General features: G+C 59.6%; 15 protein-coding genes and 2 pseudogenes. 10 read left to right on the top strand and 7 right to left on the bottom strand.

Annotated features, from left to right (window positions below):
• Positions 1-53 precede the first annotated feature (53 nt).
• Positions 54-785 carry a glucose 1-dehydrogenase gene (locus AYM40_RS34620; protein WP_063500427.1) on the top strand — a complete coding sequence of 244 codons (732 nt, stop codon included), beginning with the start codon at positions 54-56 and terminating at the stop codon, positions 783-785.
• Between the two features lie 283 nt (positions 786-1,068).
• Here AYM40_RS34620 and AYM40_RS34615 read toward each other — a convergent pair whose 3' ends face one another.
• Positions 1,069-1,686, bottom strand: coding sequence for a protease pro-enzyme activation domain-containing protein (locus AYM40_RS34615; RefSeq protein WP_158515379.1), 618 nt, complete (start codon positions 1,684-1,686; stop codon positions 1,069-1,071).
• A gap of 403 nt (positions 1,687-2,089) precedes the next feature.
• Positions 2,090-2,377, bottom strand: a complete 288-nt coding sequence (locus AYM40_RS41050) for a hypothetical protein (RefSeq protein WP_148662397.1) — start codon at positions 2,375-2,377, stop codon at positions 2,090-2,092.
• Positions 2,378-2,714: 337 nt separating this feature from the next.
• On the opposite strand from AYM40_RS41050, the gene AYM40_RS43045 reads away from it, so the two are divergent.
• The 3 genes and pseudogenes from AYM40_RS43045 to AYM40_RS43035 all read left to right on the top strand — a co-directional run.
• Positions 2,715-3,521 (top strand): hypothetical protein, encoded by an 807-nt coding sequence (locus AYM40_RS43045; protein WP_236721140.1) that lies wholly within the window; start codon positions 2,715-2,717, stop codon positions 3,519-3,521.
• 60 nt (positions 3,522-3,581) lie between these two features.
• A pseudogene (gene phaP, locus AYM40_RS43040) lies at positions 3,582-3,908 on the top strand (TIGR01841 family phasin); the annotation flags it as partial.
• A gap of 376 nt (positions 3,909-4,284) precedes the next feature.
• A pseudogene (locus tag AYM40_RS43035) lies at positions 4,285-4,428 on the top strand (antibiotic biosynthesis monooxygenase); the annotation flags it as partial.
• Positions 4,429-4,608: 180 nt separating this feature from the next.
• Here AYM40_RS43035 and AYM40_RS34590 read toward each other — a convergent pair.
• Positions 4,609-5,010, bottom strand: coding sequence for a hypothetical protein (locus tag AYM40_RS34590; protein WP_063500900.1), 402 nt, complete (start codon positions 5,008-5,010; stop codon positions 4,609-4,611).
• Between AYM40_RS34590 and AYM40_RS43030 the strand changes: the two genes are divergently transcribed.
• The 4 genes from AYM40_RS43030 (at position 5,009) to AYM40_RS34575 (ending at position 7,557) form a co-directional block, all read left to right on the top strand.
• On the top strand, positions 5,009-5,470 hold the full coding sequence (locus AYM40_RS43030) for an aldo/keto reductase (protein WP_236721035.1): 462 nt from the start codon (positions 5,009-5,011) through the stop codon (positions 5,468-5,470). The genes AYM40_RS34590 and AYM40_RS43030 overlap by 2 nt on opposite strands.
• 332 nt (positions 5,471-5,802) lie before the next feature.
• Positions 5,803-7,197 (top strand): TIGR00366 family protein, encoded by a 1,395-nt coding sequence (locus tag AYM40_RS34580; protein ID WP_063500421.1) that lies wholly within the window; start codon positions 5,803-5,805, stop codon positions 7,195-7,197.
• Entirely contained in the window at positions 7,194-7,319 is a 126-nt protein-coding gene (locus AYM40_RS43340) for a hypothetical protein (RefSeq protein WP_256390491.1), read from the top strand. The genes AYM40_RS34580 and AYM40_RS43340 overlap by 4 nt, the downstream gene beginning before the upstream one ends.
• Complete coding sequence (locus AYM40_RS34575) at positions 7,309-7,557, top strand: hypothetical protein (protein ID WP_063500420.1); 249 nt, start codon at positions 7,309-7,311, stop codon at positions 7,555-7,557. Before AYM40_RS43340 ends, AYM40_RS34575 begins: the two co-directional genes overlap by 11 nt.
• A gap of 54 nt (positions 7,558-7,611) precedes the next feature.
• On the opposite strand, the gene AYM40_RS34570 is transcribed toward AYM40_RS34575, so the two are convergent.
• Positions 7,612-8,529, bottom strand: coding sequence for a LysR family transcriptional regulator (locus AYM40_RS34570; protein ID WP_063500419.1), 918 nt, complete (start codon positions 8,527-8,529; stop codon positions 7,612-7,614).
• Between the two features lie 139 nt (positions 8,530-8,668).
• Here AYM40_RS34570 and AYM40_RS34565 point away from each other — a divergent pair, with 139 nt between their 5' ends.
• The gene (locus AYM40_RS34565) at positions 8,669-9,433 is read left to right on the top strand and encodes an SDR family oxidoreductase (protein WP_063500418.1); all 765 of its coding nucleotides are present in this window, start codon (positions 8,669-8,671) and stop codon (positions 9,431-9,433) included.
• An 8-nt stretch (positions 9,434-9,441) separates the two neighbouring features.
• On the opposite strand, the gene AYM40_RS34560 is transcribed toward AYM40_RS34565, so the two are convergent.
• Entirely contained in the window at positions 9,442-10,479 is a 1,038-nt protein-coding gene (locus AYM40_RS34560) for a methyl-accepting chemotaxis protein (RefSeq protein WP_063500417.1), read from the bottom strand.
• A 338-nt stretch (positions 10,480-10,817) separates the two neighbouring features.
• Between AYM40_RS34560 and AYM40_RS34550 the strand changes: the two genes are divergently transcribed.
• On the top strand, positions 10,818-12,164 hold the full coding sequence (locus AYM40_RS34550; RefSeq protein ID WP_063500415.1) for a 2-hydroxycarboxylate transporter family protein: 1,347 nt from the start codon (positions 10,818-10,820) through the stop codon (positions 12,162-12,164).
• A 273-nt stretch (positions 12,165-12,437) separates the two neighbouring features.
• On the opposite strand, the gene AYM40_RS34545 is transcribed toward AYM40_RS34550, so the two are convergent.
• Together AYM40_RS34545 and AYM40_RS34540 are read right to left on the bottom strand one after the other, a co-directional pair.
• Positions 12,438-13,319 (bottom strand): fructose bisphosphate aldolase, encoded by an 882-nt coding sequence (locus tag AYM40_RS34545; RefSeq protein ID WP_236721131.1) that lies wholly within the window; start codon positions 13,317-13,319, stop codon positions 12,438-12,440.
• Positions 13,320-13,407: 88 nt separating this feature from the next.
• Positions 13,408-14,718 (bottom strand): MFS transporter, encoded by a 1,311-nt coding sequence (locus tag AYM40_RS34540; RefSeq protein WP_063500413.1) that lies wholly within the window; start codon positions 14,716-14,718, stop codon positions 13,408-13,410.
• Positions 14,719-14,817: the final 99 nt, after the last annotated feature.

Genomic DNA, 14,817 nt, shown 5'->3' with positions numbered 1-14,817 from the left:
CGGCAGCCCAGAAGCGCTGCCAACCGGAATTAACAATCGACGGAGTAGTCGCTATGGCTAAGTTGCAGGGAAAGGTGGCCGTCATCACCGGCGGCTCGTCGGGGATAGGCCTCGCCGCCGCGAAGCTCTTCGTCGCGGAAGGCGCTTACGTCTTCATCACCGGTCGTCGCCAGAAGGAACTCGACGAAGCCGTGCGGGCCATCGGGAGCAATGTGACCGGCATCCATGGAGACGTCGCCAATCTGGATGACCTTGATCGTCTCTATGAGAACATCAACGCGACAGGGCGAAGAATCGACATCGTCTTCGCCAACGCTGGCACGGCTGAGTTCGCCGCCTTGGGCGATATTACTGAAGCGCATTTCGACAAACTGTTCAATACCAACGTGAAGGGAGTGCTCTTCACCGTCCAAAAGGCTCTGCCGCTCTTGAATGACGGCGGATCGATCATTCTCACGGGCTCCGTCGCGAGCGCCAAAGGGACGCCTGCCTTCTGGGTATACGGCGCGACCAAGGCCGCCATCCGCAATTTCGTACGAGGATGGACTGTGGAACTGAAGGACCGTCGCATCCGTTCAAACGTCTTGAGCCCGGGCCCAATTAATACCCCGGTCATTGGCGAGCAGCCTCCGGACGCCATGGCGAGAATTTTATCTACCATCCCGATGGGACGCATGGGGGAAGCCGACGAAGTTGCCAAGGCTGCCCTGTTTCTCGCTTCGGATGACTCGAGTTTCGTCACGGGCATCGAACTATTCGTGGACGGGGGCAGAGCGCAGATCTGACGCGCACGCTTTTCCCCAGCGGATTGGCTGACGTTCCGCAACCCAATGCCCTATAGGGCATGCCCGGGCGTCGTGTCTACTTAGGCATCCATCGAAGAGGCGTTTCATCACGAAAGGTATGGTGCTCACCGCCTATGGCGACCCCGCAACGGGACTTGAATTCCATGAGTTGCCCGAACCCGCCAGTCCGGGCGCGGGCCAGGTGATGGTCGCTGTCGAGCATGCCCCAATCAACACATCGCGCGCGATGTCAGGCCCCGTTTGCGGCTTTGCGGGATCATCATCAACGCGGCCAGGCGTTCACCAGATTGGTGACGTTGACCGTGCCGATACCGGTGGCAAAGTTCCAACCCGCACCGGTGCCGTACGCTTTCGAATAGCTGCTATTGCTCGTTGAGAGGACACCGTAATTGCCGCTCGGGCGATAGCAACCATTCGTGCCCGAGCAGTTTACGTCCATGTCGCCGAGCGTGGTCCTGATGTCTCCGCAGGACGCGAGTACAACGGCGGCGCCTGGCGCCGCTGCACTGGCCCATTCCGCGTCCAGCTCAGCACCTGCCTGCACGCCATTCACTGTTAGACCATGCCTTGAAAGCCGGTCAATGACCACGCCCACATCGGCGTCAGCCGGGCCGAAATTCGCACGGAACTGCTCAGCCGTGAGCCACTGGTGGAAATAGGGTGACTTCGAATCGTGGAGCTGGTCGATGAAGCGAACGAGTGCGGCTTCCCTCTCGGCTGGACGCTTCAGGAGGAGCTGCATGTGCTCAAGAACGAGCGTGTCTTCGACGCGTCCGCGATCACCCCCTGCGTTCACTTCGGGTCGGGTATTGCCGGCCAGTTCGACGGTTTGGCGCTCGTCAATGACCTGGGCGACCAGTTGCCGGGCGGTTTGTGCCATTGATTCGGATACCGTACTGCCCAAGGCGACGAGCATCAGAAGAAAGACAGGGACGCCTGATCTGAATCTCGGGAATATGTAGTTTCTCCCCACGCGTCCTCGCAGCATCGGCCACCAGCCTTGTGCATCCGAAACTGAGCAACTAGCCGTATTCGGAGCTTTTTTTGAGCTAGCACTTCAATCATCTGGTCGAGGCGAATTCCGTCGGCCTTCTGGGTGCATACATTGCTTACAGACAAAATCAAGCAGTGCAGAATGACCAGCCGCTGCAATGGCTGTTCACTTTCACTCGGACCTTGCTCCATCGCGAAGAGGAAGAAAGCCCGTGCACCTATCCGGGAACCGGGGCACTTGCCGCTATTTCACCGCGCACCAGGGTGCCCCATCCTAATGCGGTCTTTGCTCAGCGAGCAATATGTGCGATAGAAATTTTTTTGATAAATTCAGCATGGTGATTCCCTGTTTCGTCATATTGCTCGATACAGGAGCGGGAAAGCGTTTGGATCGCTCCGCCGTATTCAAGAGAATGCGTAATAGATTGGGCGATTTCCGGATAGGCATTCTGTTTAAATCGATGGTTTGGATCACCGGGCAACGAGCCACGCAATGCGAGCAGACCGAAAGGACAGGTGTCCGATAAGAGGGCTCGTGCGGTCGCCTGAAGTCGCGCGACGCTAGGGTCAAGAGACATTCATGATGTTTCGCGCACTAACGTGGTGCCTCAAAAGTGGCAGAAATTCCACATATCGCCTTTTATGCGACTGCATTCACTTTTGTTGCACCAACGACAAATGCATGTCGCATGCTCGCGGGCCTGCAGGTCGGACTTAAATTGCGCTTCCAGTTGCAATGGACTCGGGTTTTGCCATTTCCAGCGGAGCTCATTTTTTGTGCATGGTAGAGTGAAATACCTTTTCGCAATTATGTCGCTTGCAATTGGCTTTTTCGGAAAATAGCCTATAGTTTCTGCTTATATATAAATGTACACCGGTCAATGACCAACATGCGAGGACGTACCGGGGGCGGGCGTGGGCATATTGATTGATGACGACATCGCGCACATTGCGCGCGTGATGCGGCCGTCGTTGTGCGGGTTTCTCGGCGGTCCAATTTTGCCGGCCGAATACTGGCGCAAACGACTCCATGAGCTACTCGACTCGTGTCACCTGTCGAAAGGCCAGTTGTGTTCGATCGATAGCCTGCTCCTGCAGCTAGACCAGTTCGACGCAGAACGATCCGCGAAACGGAATAGACTACAACGCACTGCATCCATCCGCCGGCCGAAGACCACGCTTCCCGGCCTTGAGGACAACAGACGCGATACAGAGGGAAAGGGCGGTCGTCGCAATTCAGTTGCAGCTTTGTTTGTGGTGCCCCCTGATCCGGCGATGTGTGATGACGTCAAGGCTCACTGCCGCAAGGTCGTCAGAGGTCCGCGTGCGATAACGCGAAGATCGAGGATCCCGGTAGAGGCTGCTTGTCCTGCGGCTGACGAGATCCGGCCCGGGCAGTCCGCTACCAGAGCTAACATTGACGGGTCTGCTTCGATGCCCGATGGACACGCCGCGAACGAGCATGCGTCGGCCGGCGAAGGGGACGGGCGGAATGCTTCGATTTTGCTCGCGGCGGCCGTGCATGAATTATTCGCGGACGGCCTGGCCGCCACATTGAACGCTGCGGGCGCCGGAAATGTATTGCTCGGAGTTCGAGCGATGACGTTGGCGCAGATTTCAGCTTTTGAGGCATGGCAGGACGGTATAAGGCAGCAGCTGGAAATGGAGCGATTCGATGGCACCATTCGCACCGTCAACGAAGATCGCATGACGCAACCCTAATCCAGGGAATGAAAGGTTGTCCTCAGCATACCCCTGGCCAGGCACTTCTCGGAGCAAGCAATGAATCTGTGGAATCCAGAACAAAACGCTGCGCTGCAACGAGCCAACGCGCAAACATCGTTTGCTTTGCTAAACAAAGCCTTCGAGAGCTTTCAGAAAGTGGTCGATCTGAACCTGCAAGCCACCAGGTCGGGTATCGCCGAAGCTGACGAAGTGATGCGCAATGCACTATCGGCAAAAAGTCCGCAAGAGTGGGCCACGCTGCGCAGGGGCGCGGTGGAACGGAACGCTCCGCGAATCCAGTCGTACTACGGCCAACTGTTCGCTATTGCTTTAAATGCACAACTGGAAGTTGCAAACGTCGCAAATGAGCATTTCACTGCGCAGCAGCGCAAATTGCGAGAGCTGATCGACGGGGCCGCGCAGCATGCGCCGGCTGCTGCAGAACCGGCCATCACAGCCTTGAAGTCTGCGATCGACGCCACGGGCACCTGGTACGAAACGGCGCGCAAGGCCGCTCAACAGGCGATCCATGTTGCTGAAAGCAACGCCGAAGCAGTGAGCGCGCCGTGTCGAGAACCACCAGACAGGCGGTCGAGCAGGCTTCTCGCGTCACATCAAAGTAATCGTTCCCGCTGCGCGCACGGCCTGCTAAGCGCATTTCCGCGTGTCGTTTTATTCGGGCGAAACCGATTTGCAGCCGCTGGACACGTTCCGGATGCGCTCACTGTCCCCGTTTCCCCCCCACCGCGTCGCGTTGAATGCCGTGTGGGAGTCCATCGCCCACTTTCGAGCGGCGTTCACCCATCCGGAATTCAAGGCGAAACTCACCGCGTATCCTTCGTCGGCGATCGCTTCGCCACACCTGTTCCAGAAGATCGCAGTACCGGGTATTTGTGTCGGTTAGGGGGCCGGTCGGGCGTCATCTTGGGAGCGAACCTTCATGCGATGTGGCCATTGAGTCATCCGTCGACGCGCTTCAGTACGAAAAGCTTGCCTTGTCGGCGTTCAATTTATGCGACCGTGAGCTGTACCAGGTGATTGCGCTTGATGCGAAAGGTGTTCCGCAAAGCCGCATCACGGCCATTCACTCTTCGCATTTCACGTCCTGCTTTCGCACGACGATAATCACCGGGTAGGTCCCGCGCTCGAGTTCCACGCGCGCGACTACGGCCATCGTCTCGTTGTCGATGTCGTCGTACACGCTGACCTCTTCATGCCGAAGGCTTGTGACGCCGGTACAGGCTGACGCGCGACCCTCATCGGAGATCTTGCATTGGATCGGGTTGTCAGCAAGGTAGCGATATCTGTCTCTGTCGGGGGTCGCAAGGTATTCACGAAAGCTCTGTGCCGATCCACCGATGCCGGTGACGTACCCAATGGCGCACTGCAGTTTGGGTGTGTCGCTGGCCCCGGATGTCTGGGCTGCCGCAGCCGTGCTTGCGGCCGCGATGATTGCCGCGAGTGTCGGTGCAAGGAGGTATCTCATGGCGAAAATCACCGTTGTTGGATCGAAGTGCTGGATTGTAATGGCATCTTGCCCGAGGGGTCTGAAAGCGAAGAACGTTACCAACGGCGTGTTGCACTCTCCCGGAACCCTCCGCAGTTGCCCAGTCTTTCATTTGCTACACTTGATCAATGAGCAGACCTGTCTGGGACCTGGCGTGGCGATTGCAAGTCCAAGAGCCGGCTATCGTCACTTCGATTGTGCCGAACGATATCGGAACGAGCGCGAGGTGGGCGAGGCTCTGCGGATAGGGCTTGCTGCCGGAGGGATTGCGCGCGAAGACATCTTCGTGACCACAAAATTGTGGAACTCCAATCGTCGGCCCGAGCGTGTCGAACCGGCGTTCGAGGCAGGTCTTGAGAGGCTCGGGCTCGACTATCCTGATCTCTATCTGATACACACTCCGTTTGCATTTCGATGTATTCCGCGCAGTACGCAATAGATAGGCGTGAACGATACTTCCGCAGCAAGATCGATCAGCTCTGCTTGCGGCGATCTCTACTTCGACCTCGGGATAGGCCTGGCAGAAAAATACGATGGGCATTTTTACTTAGGGGTATCTGCCGACCCCGGCACCACAGTTTGCTCGACGTGGCGATGGTCATCCTGGCTAGTGTGACCCGCACTGCAGTAGACTCAGAAATCATGTATGGTCCGCCGCGGCGATACGATGCTGCGGCGTAGGGCATTTGTCAGCCGAACGCACCTGTTAGCGTCACGCGCGGGTGCTGGGGAGTGTTACCACAAAAGCGTGCGCCCAAAGTACTGGAAACCATGAACAAGAGAGACATCAAGTCAACCGACACAGGTCACAGCGAGCGCCGTAGGAGCGTTGTTTCGGGCCTCGTCTACGTGTTTGAACAGGTCATGCCGGACCCATTTATCCTTGCGATCGGCTTGACCCTGGTGGTGGCCCTGCTGGCGTTGGCCTTCGCGCCCCATGCTTCGGTGCCGGTCATCCTGACCTCCTGGTACGGTGGCACATTCAACATTCTCGGCTTTGCGCTGCAGATGATCCTGATCCTGGCGACTGGCTACGCGATCGCCGACGCACCCCTCGTCCAGCGCGGCCTGCGTGCGATGGCTGCCGGCGTGCGCACGCCGACCCGCGCCGCGCTGCTGGTTTTCCCGATCGTCGCGGTGGCCGCGTGGCTCAACTGGGGACTTGGCCTGGTTGTCGGTGCACTCCTGTCGCGCGAAATCGCGAGGCGCGTGAAGGTCGATTTCGCATGGCTCGTCGCAGGCAGCTACTCGGCGTGGTCTGTCTGCAATAGTGGCCTGTCTAGCTCCATCGCGTTGTCGCAGGCATCGCATGGCAACGCGTTAAATCTCGTTGAGAAAGCCACCGGACAGGTGATTCCGCTCAGTGAGACCGTGTTCGCACCGTTCGTCTTCATCCCGACCGTACTGGTTGTTGTTGTCATGACGGCGATCTTCATCTGGATGCACCCGAAGCAAGAAGATGTTGTCGCTTTCAATGAAACGCAGCCCGAGCCCGCCGTGGTTGCAGAGGCAGATCCGCATGCGCGGGACGCGAAGGTATCGTCCTTCGCTGCCCGTGCAGAACGGTCAATGCTCGGCACCCTGTTCTTGCTGGCGTTGGGCGGCGGCTTTCTTGCGATGACGTGGACCAGCAAGGGCTTCGAGTTGGACATCAACACCACGATCCTGATCTTTCTGCTGGTGGGGCTCGCGCTGCAGCGCACACCGATCGCCTATGCCGATGCGATTCGCCGCGCCGCGCGGCAAACCGGTTCGATGCTGCTTCAGTATCCGATGTACGGCGGCATCATGGGCATCATGACGGGGACCGGGTTGGCGTCGGCGATCGCCAAGACGTTCGTCGCCATTGCGACTCCACTCACGCTTCCTGTCTTGAGTTACTTCAGCTCGCTTATCATCACGCTGCTTATTCCAAGCGCAGGCGGACATTGGGCTGTTCAGGGGCCTTTCGTTCTCCCCGCGGCGCTCAGCCTGCATGCTTCGGTTCCGCGCACCGCCATGGGTGTCGCCATGGCCGAAAACGTCTCGAACATGCTGCAACCTTTCTGGGCCGTGCCCGTCGTTGCTATTGCCGGCATTCGCATTCAGCGTGTCATGGGCTATACGGCGATTACGTTTGCCGTATCCCTCGTCATCTATGCGGCGGCGCTTTGGCTGATTCCATGATGACCATTCCTCCGCGACACAGCCACGCGCCGCTGCTGCTCCTGGCCCTCTTGCTGTTCACGGGGCTCCACCTGTTTGTGCTGCCCTACGTCCGGGTGACAGGATCGCGCAATGTCACCTGAGCATAAATACTGGTTTCCGGCGAAACGCTACGGCTGGGGTTGGGGCTTCCCGTCGCGGTGGCAAGGATGGGCCGTGTTGTTCATGTACGTTGCGCTGATTGGTTTCGGTATGCGCTTTCTCCGTCCGGACCTGGAGCCTGTCACTTTTGCCTTGTTTGTCGCGCTATTGAGTGTCGCCCTTGTGGCCGTATGCTGGCTCAAGGGAGAACCGCCGCGCTGGCGGTGGGGCAAAGACTGAGCTGACCCGTCACCGCGGGCTTTGCTGCGCCCGCGATGCCGGCGCGACACCCGCTCAACCTCCGTCATCCCGATCCCATGGCGGCACACCGCCGAACGCATCGACCAGGAAATCGACCATTGCGCGTGTCTTGGCACTCAGGTGCCGACGGCTCGGGTACAGCGCGAGTACGTCGATGTCAGGCAAGCGGTACTCGGGCAATACCCGAACGAGCTTGCCGGTGCGCAGATCGTTGCCGACCAGAAACGTGGGTTGCCAGATCACGCCTTGCCCGGCGATCGCGGCGGCGCGCGCCGTATCGCCATTGTTGGTATGCATGTGACAGTTGACCTTCACGGTGTGAGCCTTGCGCTCACTGTCGATCAGTTGCCACTCGTCGCCGGTGGCTGCATACGAGTAGCCGATGCATTGATGCTCCATCAGGTCCGCTGGCGCTGCGGGGTAGCCGCAACGCGCCAGGTAGTCTGGCGACGCACACAGGATGTTTCTCGATGTCGCCAGCTTGCGGGCCGCCTGGTTAGTCGAACCGGCGCGTGAGATGCGAATGGCGAGGTCATAGCCTTCATCGACGATATCGACCACGCGGTCAATCAGCGCAACGTCGAGTTCCACTTCCGGATACTTCCGCATGAACTCGGGCCATAGCGGCGCCAGGTGCAGAATCCCAAAGCTCACAGGCGCGTTGATGCGCAGTCGTCCGCGCGGTTCGACCGACGCAGACGACACGAGCCCCTCGGTCTCGGCGACGTCGTCGAGGATGGATTTGCAGCGGGCGTAAAAGGTCTCGCCGCCCTCGGTGAGAGAAAGCCTGCGTGAGGTGCGATTCAAGAGGCGTGTGCCGAGATGCGCTTCCAGCTCATTCACATAGCGGGTCACGTTGGCGGGCGACGTCTCGAGCGCATCGGCCGCGCGCGTGAAGCTGCCGCGGCTCACCACCGTCACGAAGACTTCAAAAGCGCGCAGCCGATCCATGTGCTTCTCCGATCATTCATAAATGCTGAATGATATCCCCATATTTTGTGCCTTTCTGTATATGTGGCTGAAGCCTATATTGCTTCTCACGGACCAAGGCATTGGGCACTGGCCAACAAACTGCAGCAGGAGATTGAACATGCAACGCTTGACAGGAAAAGTCGCCATCGTGACTGGCGCGAGCGCGGGAATTGGCCGTGCCACGGCAAAACTGTTCGCCGCGGAAGGCGCAAAAGTCGTGATCGCCGCGCGCCGCGAAGCTGAACTTGAAACGCTCGCTGCCGAGATCGTCAGCGCAGGCGGCGAGGCGGCGTTTCTGGCGGGCGACGTGCAGTCGGAGGACTTCGCGAAAGCGCTGGTCGCGCTCGCTGTCAGCCGCTTCGGCCGTCTTGACATCGCCTATAACAACGCCGGCACGCTGGGCGAAATGGGCCCGACCACGGGTGTGTCGGAGGCCGGCTGGTCGGCCGCCCTGGCGACCAATCTGACGAGCGCCTTTCTGGGTGCGAAGCACCAGATCCCCGAAATGCTGAAGCAAGGCGGTGGATCGATCATCTTCACGTCGACGTTCGTCGGTTATTCGTTCGCTTTCCCGGGCACCGCGGCATACGCTGCGAGCAAGGCCGGGTTGATTGGGCTGACGCAGGCGCTCGCTGCCGAATATGGACCGCAAGGTGTGCGCGTCAACGCCATTCTGCCCGGCGCCGTGGACACAGAGATGTATCGCGGCATGAACGACACCGCCGAGTCCCAGGCCTTCGTGACCGGCTTGCATGCGCTCAAGCGGGTCGCACGGCCGGAAGAACTCGCCCGCTCGGTGCTTTATCTTGCGTCGGACGACTCGTCCTTCGTGACCGGCACCGCTTCGCTAGTCGACGGCGGCGCATCGATCACGCGCACGTGAGCCAAGGCTTAAGCCGGAGGTGACTGCACGATCACGCCATACCACCCCAAGCCGCGATAGCTCTCGTAGCCTGGGGTGGCGGCGAACGATACGGTGCGGCCATCAGACAGTTGATAAAAGCCTGCTGAACGGCCGTCGGTGTTCAGACGGAACTGTTCGTCGAGCACACCTTTGTCGTCCGAACTCGCAATCACGCGGTGCGACGCGTTGACGATCATGCAGCGCGTGCGCCGCCATTCTTCGTCCGTGAGCCGCACGCCTTCAACGACGGCCGACGCTTGTGGCGCCCAATCGAAAAAGATCACCAGCGCACCGAGCGGCTTGCCGTCGACCGCGCCGTTTTCGCGGATCGCCGTCGCATAGGTCGCGACGTGCGCGTGTTTCAAAAGCGGCAGCGCCTCGATATCGCCGGCCACGAAGTCCGCGCCCGAAGGCGTTTTCATCGCTTCGCGAAACCAGCTGGCTTCACCGACATTACGGTCGTGCACCGCATACATATCCGGGCGGCCATTCGCGACCACATTGCCTGCTGCGTCGATGATCCATAAATCACGGTACACGGTATAGCTGTCGAGAATGACCGACAGACGGCGCGACGCATACGCCCGCGTTTCGGCGCTCTTGTTGGCGAGGCAGTCGACCACCGCGGAGTCGGTGGCCCACCAGCGCACATCGCATGAACGCTCGTACAGATTGCGGTCGATCACGTCGATCATGTTCAGTGCGAGATCGGCGCAGCGCTGACCCTCGTGCGAACGCAGCCGTTCGATCATGCTGTCGCCGAGATCGGTCAGCTTGGTCAGCGAGCCGGCAAGTTCGCGATTGAGCACCGTGGTGATTTCGCCGATCCGCGCGGACACATGCTTGACCTGATTCGCCACGACCGCGAAGCCGCGCCCCGCATTGCCGGCGCGCGCCGCTTCGATCAGGGCGTTGAGTGCGAGGAAAGTGGTCTCGCGATTGATGTCGTTGATATCGGAGATTTTCCCCGTCGCGAGCTTCTTGACGTAATGCGTCAGTTCGACGATTTCGAGCGGATTCGACATGGTCTGGTCCCGGTAGCCTGGAGATGTTGTGCTTGCATAAAAGCAAGCATCGGGCCGGGTCGATCCCGCGGGCATCGTGCGCGCTGTCATGCACCCCGCAAACGTTTAGTGATGCATGTCATGGTGCAGCCAGAAGATGCGATGACCGGCGGCGCACCGGGTGCGTGCATCGCCGGGAAGGACGACACAGGCAGCGGTGCGGTAGGGGTAGACACGCTATCCGCGCTGCGCACACGGTGCTACGCTCAGATTGCTACGCGCACGATGCTATTGCCATACACGCGCCGTTGGCACGGGTGGTTGCTGTAAGCAGACGAATATCCGCGCAGGAGACACCGATGAAGACAGCGGCTTCCACGCCTCTACCGCCGAACCAGGCGAAGAAGCAGGCCTTCTGGCCCCACGGATGGTGGAGGCTGATGGAAACCCGTATCGGCATCATTCCGCTACCGATCTACGTGACTGCCGCAGCGCTGATCGCGGGTCTTGTCTACATGGGTAAGCTGCCGAACGAGATCTCAGTGGTCATCGTGATGTTCGCCTTCTTCGGCTTCACCCTCGCCGAGATCGGCAAGCGCATTCCGATCATCCGCGCAATCGGCGCCGCCGCCATATTTGCCACCTTCGTCCCGTCCGCGCTGGTTTACTACAAGTTGCTGCCGCCACAAATCGTGAAGGTGACGATTGATTTCACCAAGTCCACCAACTTTCTCTACCTGTTTATTGCGTCCATTATCGTGGGCAGCATCCTGGGGATGGACCGGCAGGTTCTCATCAAGGGCTTCCTCAAAATCTTCGTGCCGCTGGCGAGCGGAACGATCGTGGCCGGCGCGGTGGGCACAGCCGTCGGTACGGTATTGGGTCTAGGCGCGTATCACACATTTTTCTTCGTCGTCGTGCCGATCATGGCTGGCGGCGTCGGCGAAGGGGCCATTCCGCTTACAGTCGGTTACGCCGGAATTCTGCACCAGGACCCTGGCGTGCTGTTCGCCACCGTGCTGCCGCCGGTCATGCTTGGCAGCCTGTCGGCGATCATCTTCGCGGGGACGTTGAACTTCGTCGGCAAGCGATATCCGCGCTTCACGGGTGAAGGGCGCTTGCAGCCCGGCGAGAACGACGAGATGGACCCTGCACACGAAGAGATATCGGGAAACATGGACGTGACCCATATCGCCGCGGCGGGCATCACCGCCTTGACGCTCTACGTTGTCGGGATCATGTGCCAGCGACTGTTTGGCCTGCCGGCGCCGGTTGCGATGCTTTTCATCGCGGTCCTCCTCAAGCTGACGCAGGCGGTACCGCCGCAACTACAGGAGGGCGCTTATGTTGTGTACAAGTTCTTCTCCACGGCGGTCACCTACCCGTTGCTGTTTGCGATCGGCGTGGCGTTGACGCCATGGGACAAGCTGATGGCTTCCTTCAACCTGCCGACCATCATCACTATCGTGTCGACCGTTGCGACACTGATGGCGACCGGCGCCTTGGTGGGGTATTGGATAAAGATGTATCCGATTGACACGGCCATCGTGAACGCTTGCCACAGCGGCCAGGGCGGCACCGGCGACGTCGCCATCCTGACGGCGGCCAATCGCATGACGCTAATGCCGTTCGCCCAGATCGCGACCCGGATCGGCGGTGCGGTCACCGTGACGACCGTGCTGATAATCCTGTCGCGCTCTGTCTAGATAAAAAAAAGCCGCAGACGATGCTGCGGCGAACAAACACACACGCCGAACGTTGGGAACGCTGACGTGTTTCCTCATGCTATCCAAGCTTGCTGCGGATGCAAATCGGGTATTTCGTATGAAGTGTCCGATCGTCCTGCGGAGGCTTGCAGGACGTGCTTGTTGTCATGCCTGAGCCGAGCGGAAGTCGCGAAAAAACCACACGTGATCGCGCGTCGGCGTCGGCCGGGCGATTCGCTGGGTGTAGGCACGGCCGCCCTCCTGAAAGTCGCGTCAAACCTTTACGACGGAGGCCCGATAGATCTCGTCGATGCTCTTCGCGAGCGCCGCGTCGAACTCACTGTCGCTCATCGATTCCTTGAGCTCGTTGATCAATGCCCTTGAGAAGCTGGCGATCATGCCGTGATTGGAGGCGAGCCGCTCGCAGGCGTCGGCTCGCGTGTAGCCTCCTGAAAGCGCGACTACCCGCGCGACGCGTGGGTGCTCGATCAGTGGACGATAGAAGTCCGCTACGTCAGGTATGGTCAGCTTGAGCATCACGCGACGGCTATTCGGCAACGCGTCGAGACCTTTGCTCAGTTCCGCGAGGAGGGTGGCTTCCGCCCCTGGCTTGTCCGGACTCTTGATCGAAATTTCGGGTTCCAGTATCGGCATGAGACCGTGCGCGTCGATCTGCGCTGCCAGCGCGAACTGTTGCTTCACAATCGCAGCGATACCGTTTGCCGAATTCAGGTTGATGACCGACCGCATCTTGGTGCCGCAGATGCCGAGCTTCGTGGCCCGATCGAGCAGCGCGTCCAAGCCGGGTATCGGCTTCATCAGTTGCACACCGTCGGCTTCGGCTTCCAGGCCCTTATCGACCTTCAGGAAGGGTACGACGCCGCGCTCCTCCCACAGGAACGCCGGAACGGGTTTCCCCAGTGCCTGTCCGTCCATGGTTGCTTCGAACAGAATGGCCCCAATGACCTTGTCCCCTGTAAAGGCAGGCGCGGTGATGATGCGCACCCGCATCTCGTGGATCAGTTTGAACATCTCCGCGTCACCGCTGTAGGCACTCTCCGGAATGCCGTAAAGCTTCAAGGCGCCGGGGGTCGATCCGCCGCTCTGGTCCAGGGCCGCGAAAAATCCCTGTTTTTCAAGAACTTGCGCAAGCATCTTCTCGTCTGCCACGATCGTCTCCCTTTTTCAACAAGCGAATATCGGACCCAGCACGTCTGGTCCGGACCCATTGCGTTCAGCACGTTCAGTGCCCGTGCCGCTCGCCAGCCGGTGCGTGTGTTTGCTGGGCTCGCCGACTCAGCATCAACGTCACGACGGCAGACACCGCCAATGTTCCGGCGACGACATACAGCCCGGCCGAATAACTCCCCGTCACATTCTTCAGCCAACCTATCACAAACGGGCCGACGAAGCCGCCCAGGTTGCCCACCGAGTTGATCATGGCGATGCCCGCAGCCGCTCCCGCGCCGGAAAGAAACATGCTCGGCATGGCCCACAGCGGCGCTTTTGCGGCGCTGATGCCGATGTTGACAATGACAAGTGCCAGAATGACCGTTAATGCCGTGGTGGCTTGGCCGACAAGGACAAAACCCAGGCACGCGACGACACACGGAATCACCACGTGCCACGTGCGTTCTTCGGTGAGATCGGAGTGTTTGGCCCACAGGATCATCGCGATAACGGCCAGCACGCTGGGAATGCCTGCGATGAGGCCGGTCTCGAACGAGCCGAATCCATACTGACGGATGATCAGCGGAGCCCACAGGCCGAGTGTGTAGAGGCCCGCCGAAGTGCCGAAGTAAATCAGGGAGAGCGCCAGAACACGGGGATCGCGCAAAGCACTCAGCGCCCCGGCAGTATGTCCAGCGTGCGATTCCCGTGCGTTAGCTTCGCCCTTCAGCTTCGCAATCAGCCACTCGCGTTCTTCGGGTTTCATCCAGTGTGCTTTCGACGGCGTGTCCGTCATGTACTTCAGGACCACAAAACCAAGAATGATTGCGGGCACGGCTTCGAGGATGTACAGCATCTGCCAGTCAGCCAGTCCGGCGATTGGCGGGAGCTTCATGATCGCGCCCGAGATCGGTGAGCCGATCGCCGTGGAGATGGGGGCCGCTGCCATGAACCATGCCGCCGCCACCGCTCGCTGGCGGCCCGGGAACCACAAGCTCAGGTACAGGATGATGCCAGGGAAGAAGCCGGCTTCCGCGACGCCAAGCACAAAGCGAAGCGCATAGAAGCTGTTCGGCCCGACCACGAAAGCCGAGGCTGCCGAGACGATGCCCCATGTCACCATGACTCGTGCGATCCACAAGCGCGCGCCGACGCGGTGAAGAATCAGGTTCGACGGCACCTCGAACAGGAAGTAGCCGATAAAGAACAGTCCGCCACCCAGACCAAACGCCGTCGGCGAGAGTCCGATGGCCTTGTTCATTGTCATCGCGGCAAATCCTACGTTGACGCGGTCCAGAAAGCTGACGAAATACAGCAGCATGACAAACGGAATTATCCGCAGCATGAGCTTCCGGGAAACCCGGGCTTCGAGATCGGAAATCATTGTCTCCTCCTTGGAGGCTTGAGCCGTGCTCTATTGGAAATGGGATACGCCTGGGCGTAGTCCGGCAGCCGTTGGTTCGGCTTTTATGGTTTGCTGATG

The organism is Paraburkholderia phytofirmans OLGA172 (assembly GCF_001634365.1).
GTDB lineage: Bacteria > Pseudomonadota > Gammaproteobacteria > Burkholderiales > Burkholderiaceae > Paraburkholderia.
The sequence above is the reverse complement of the archived record's forward strand: the minus strand, read 5'-3'. Positions and strand labels throughout refer to the sequence as shown.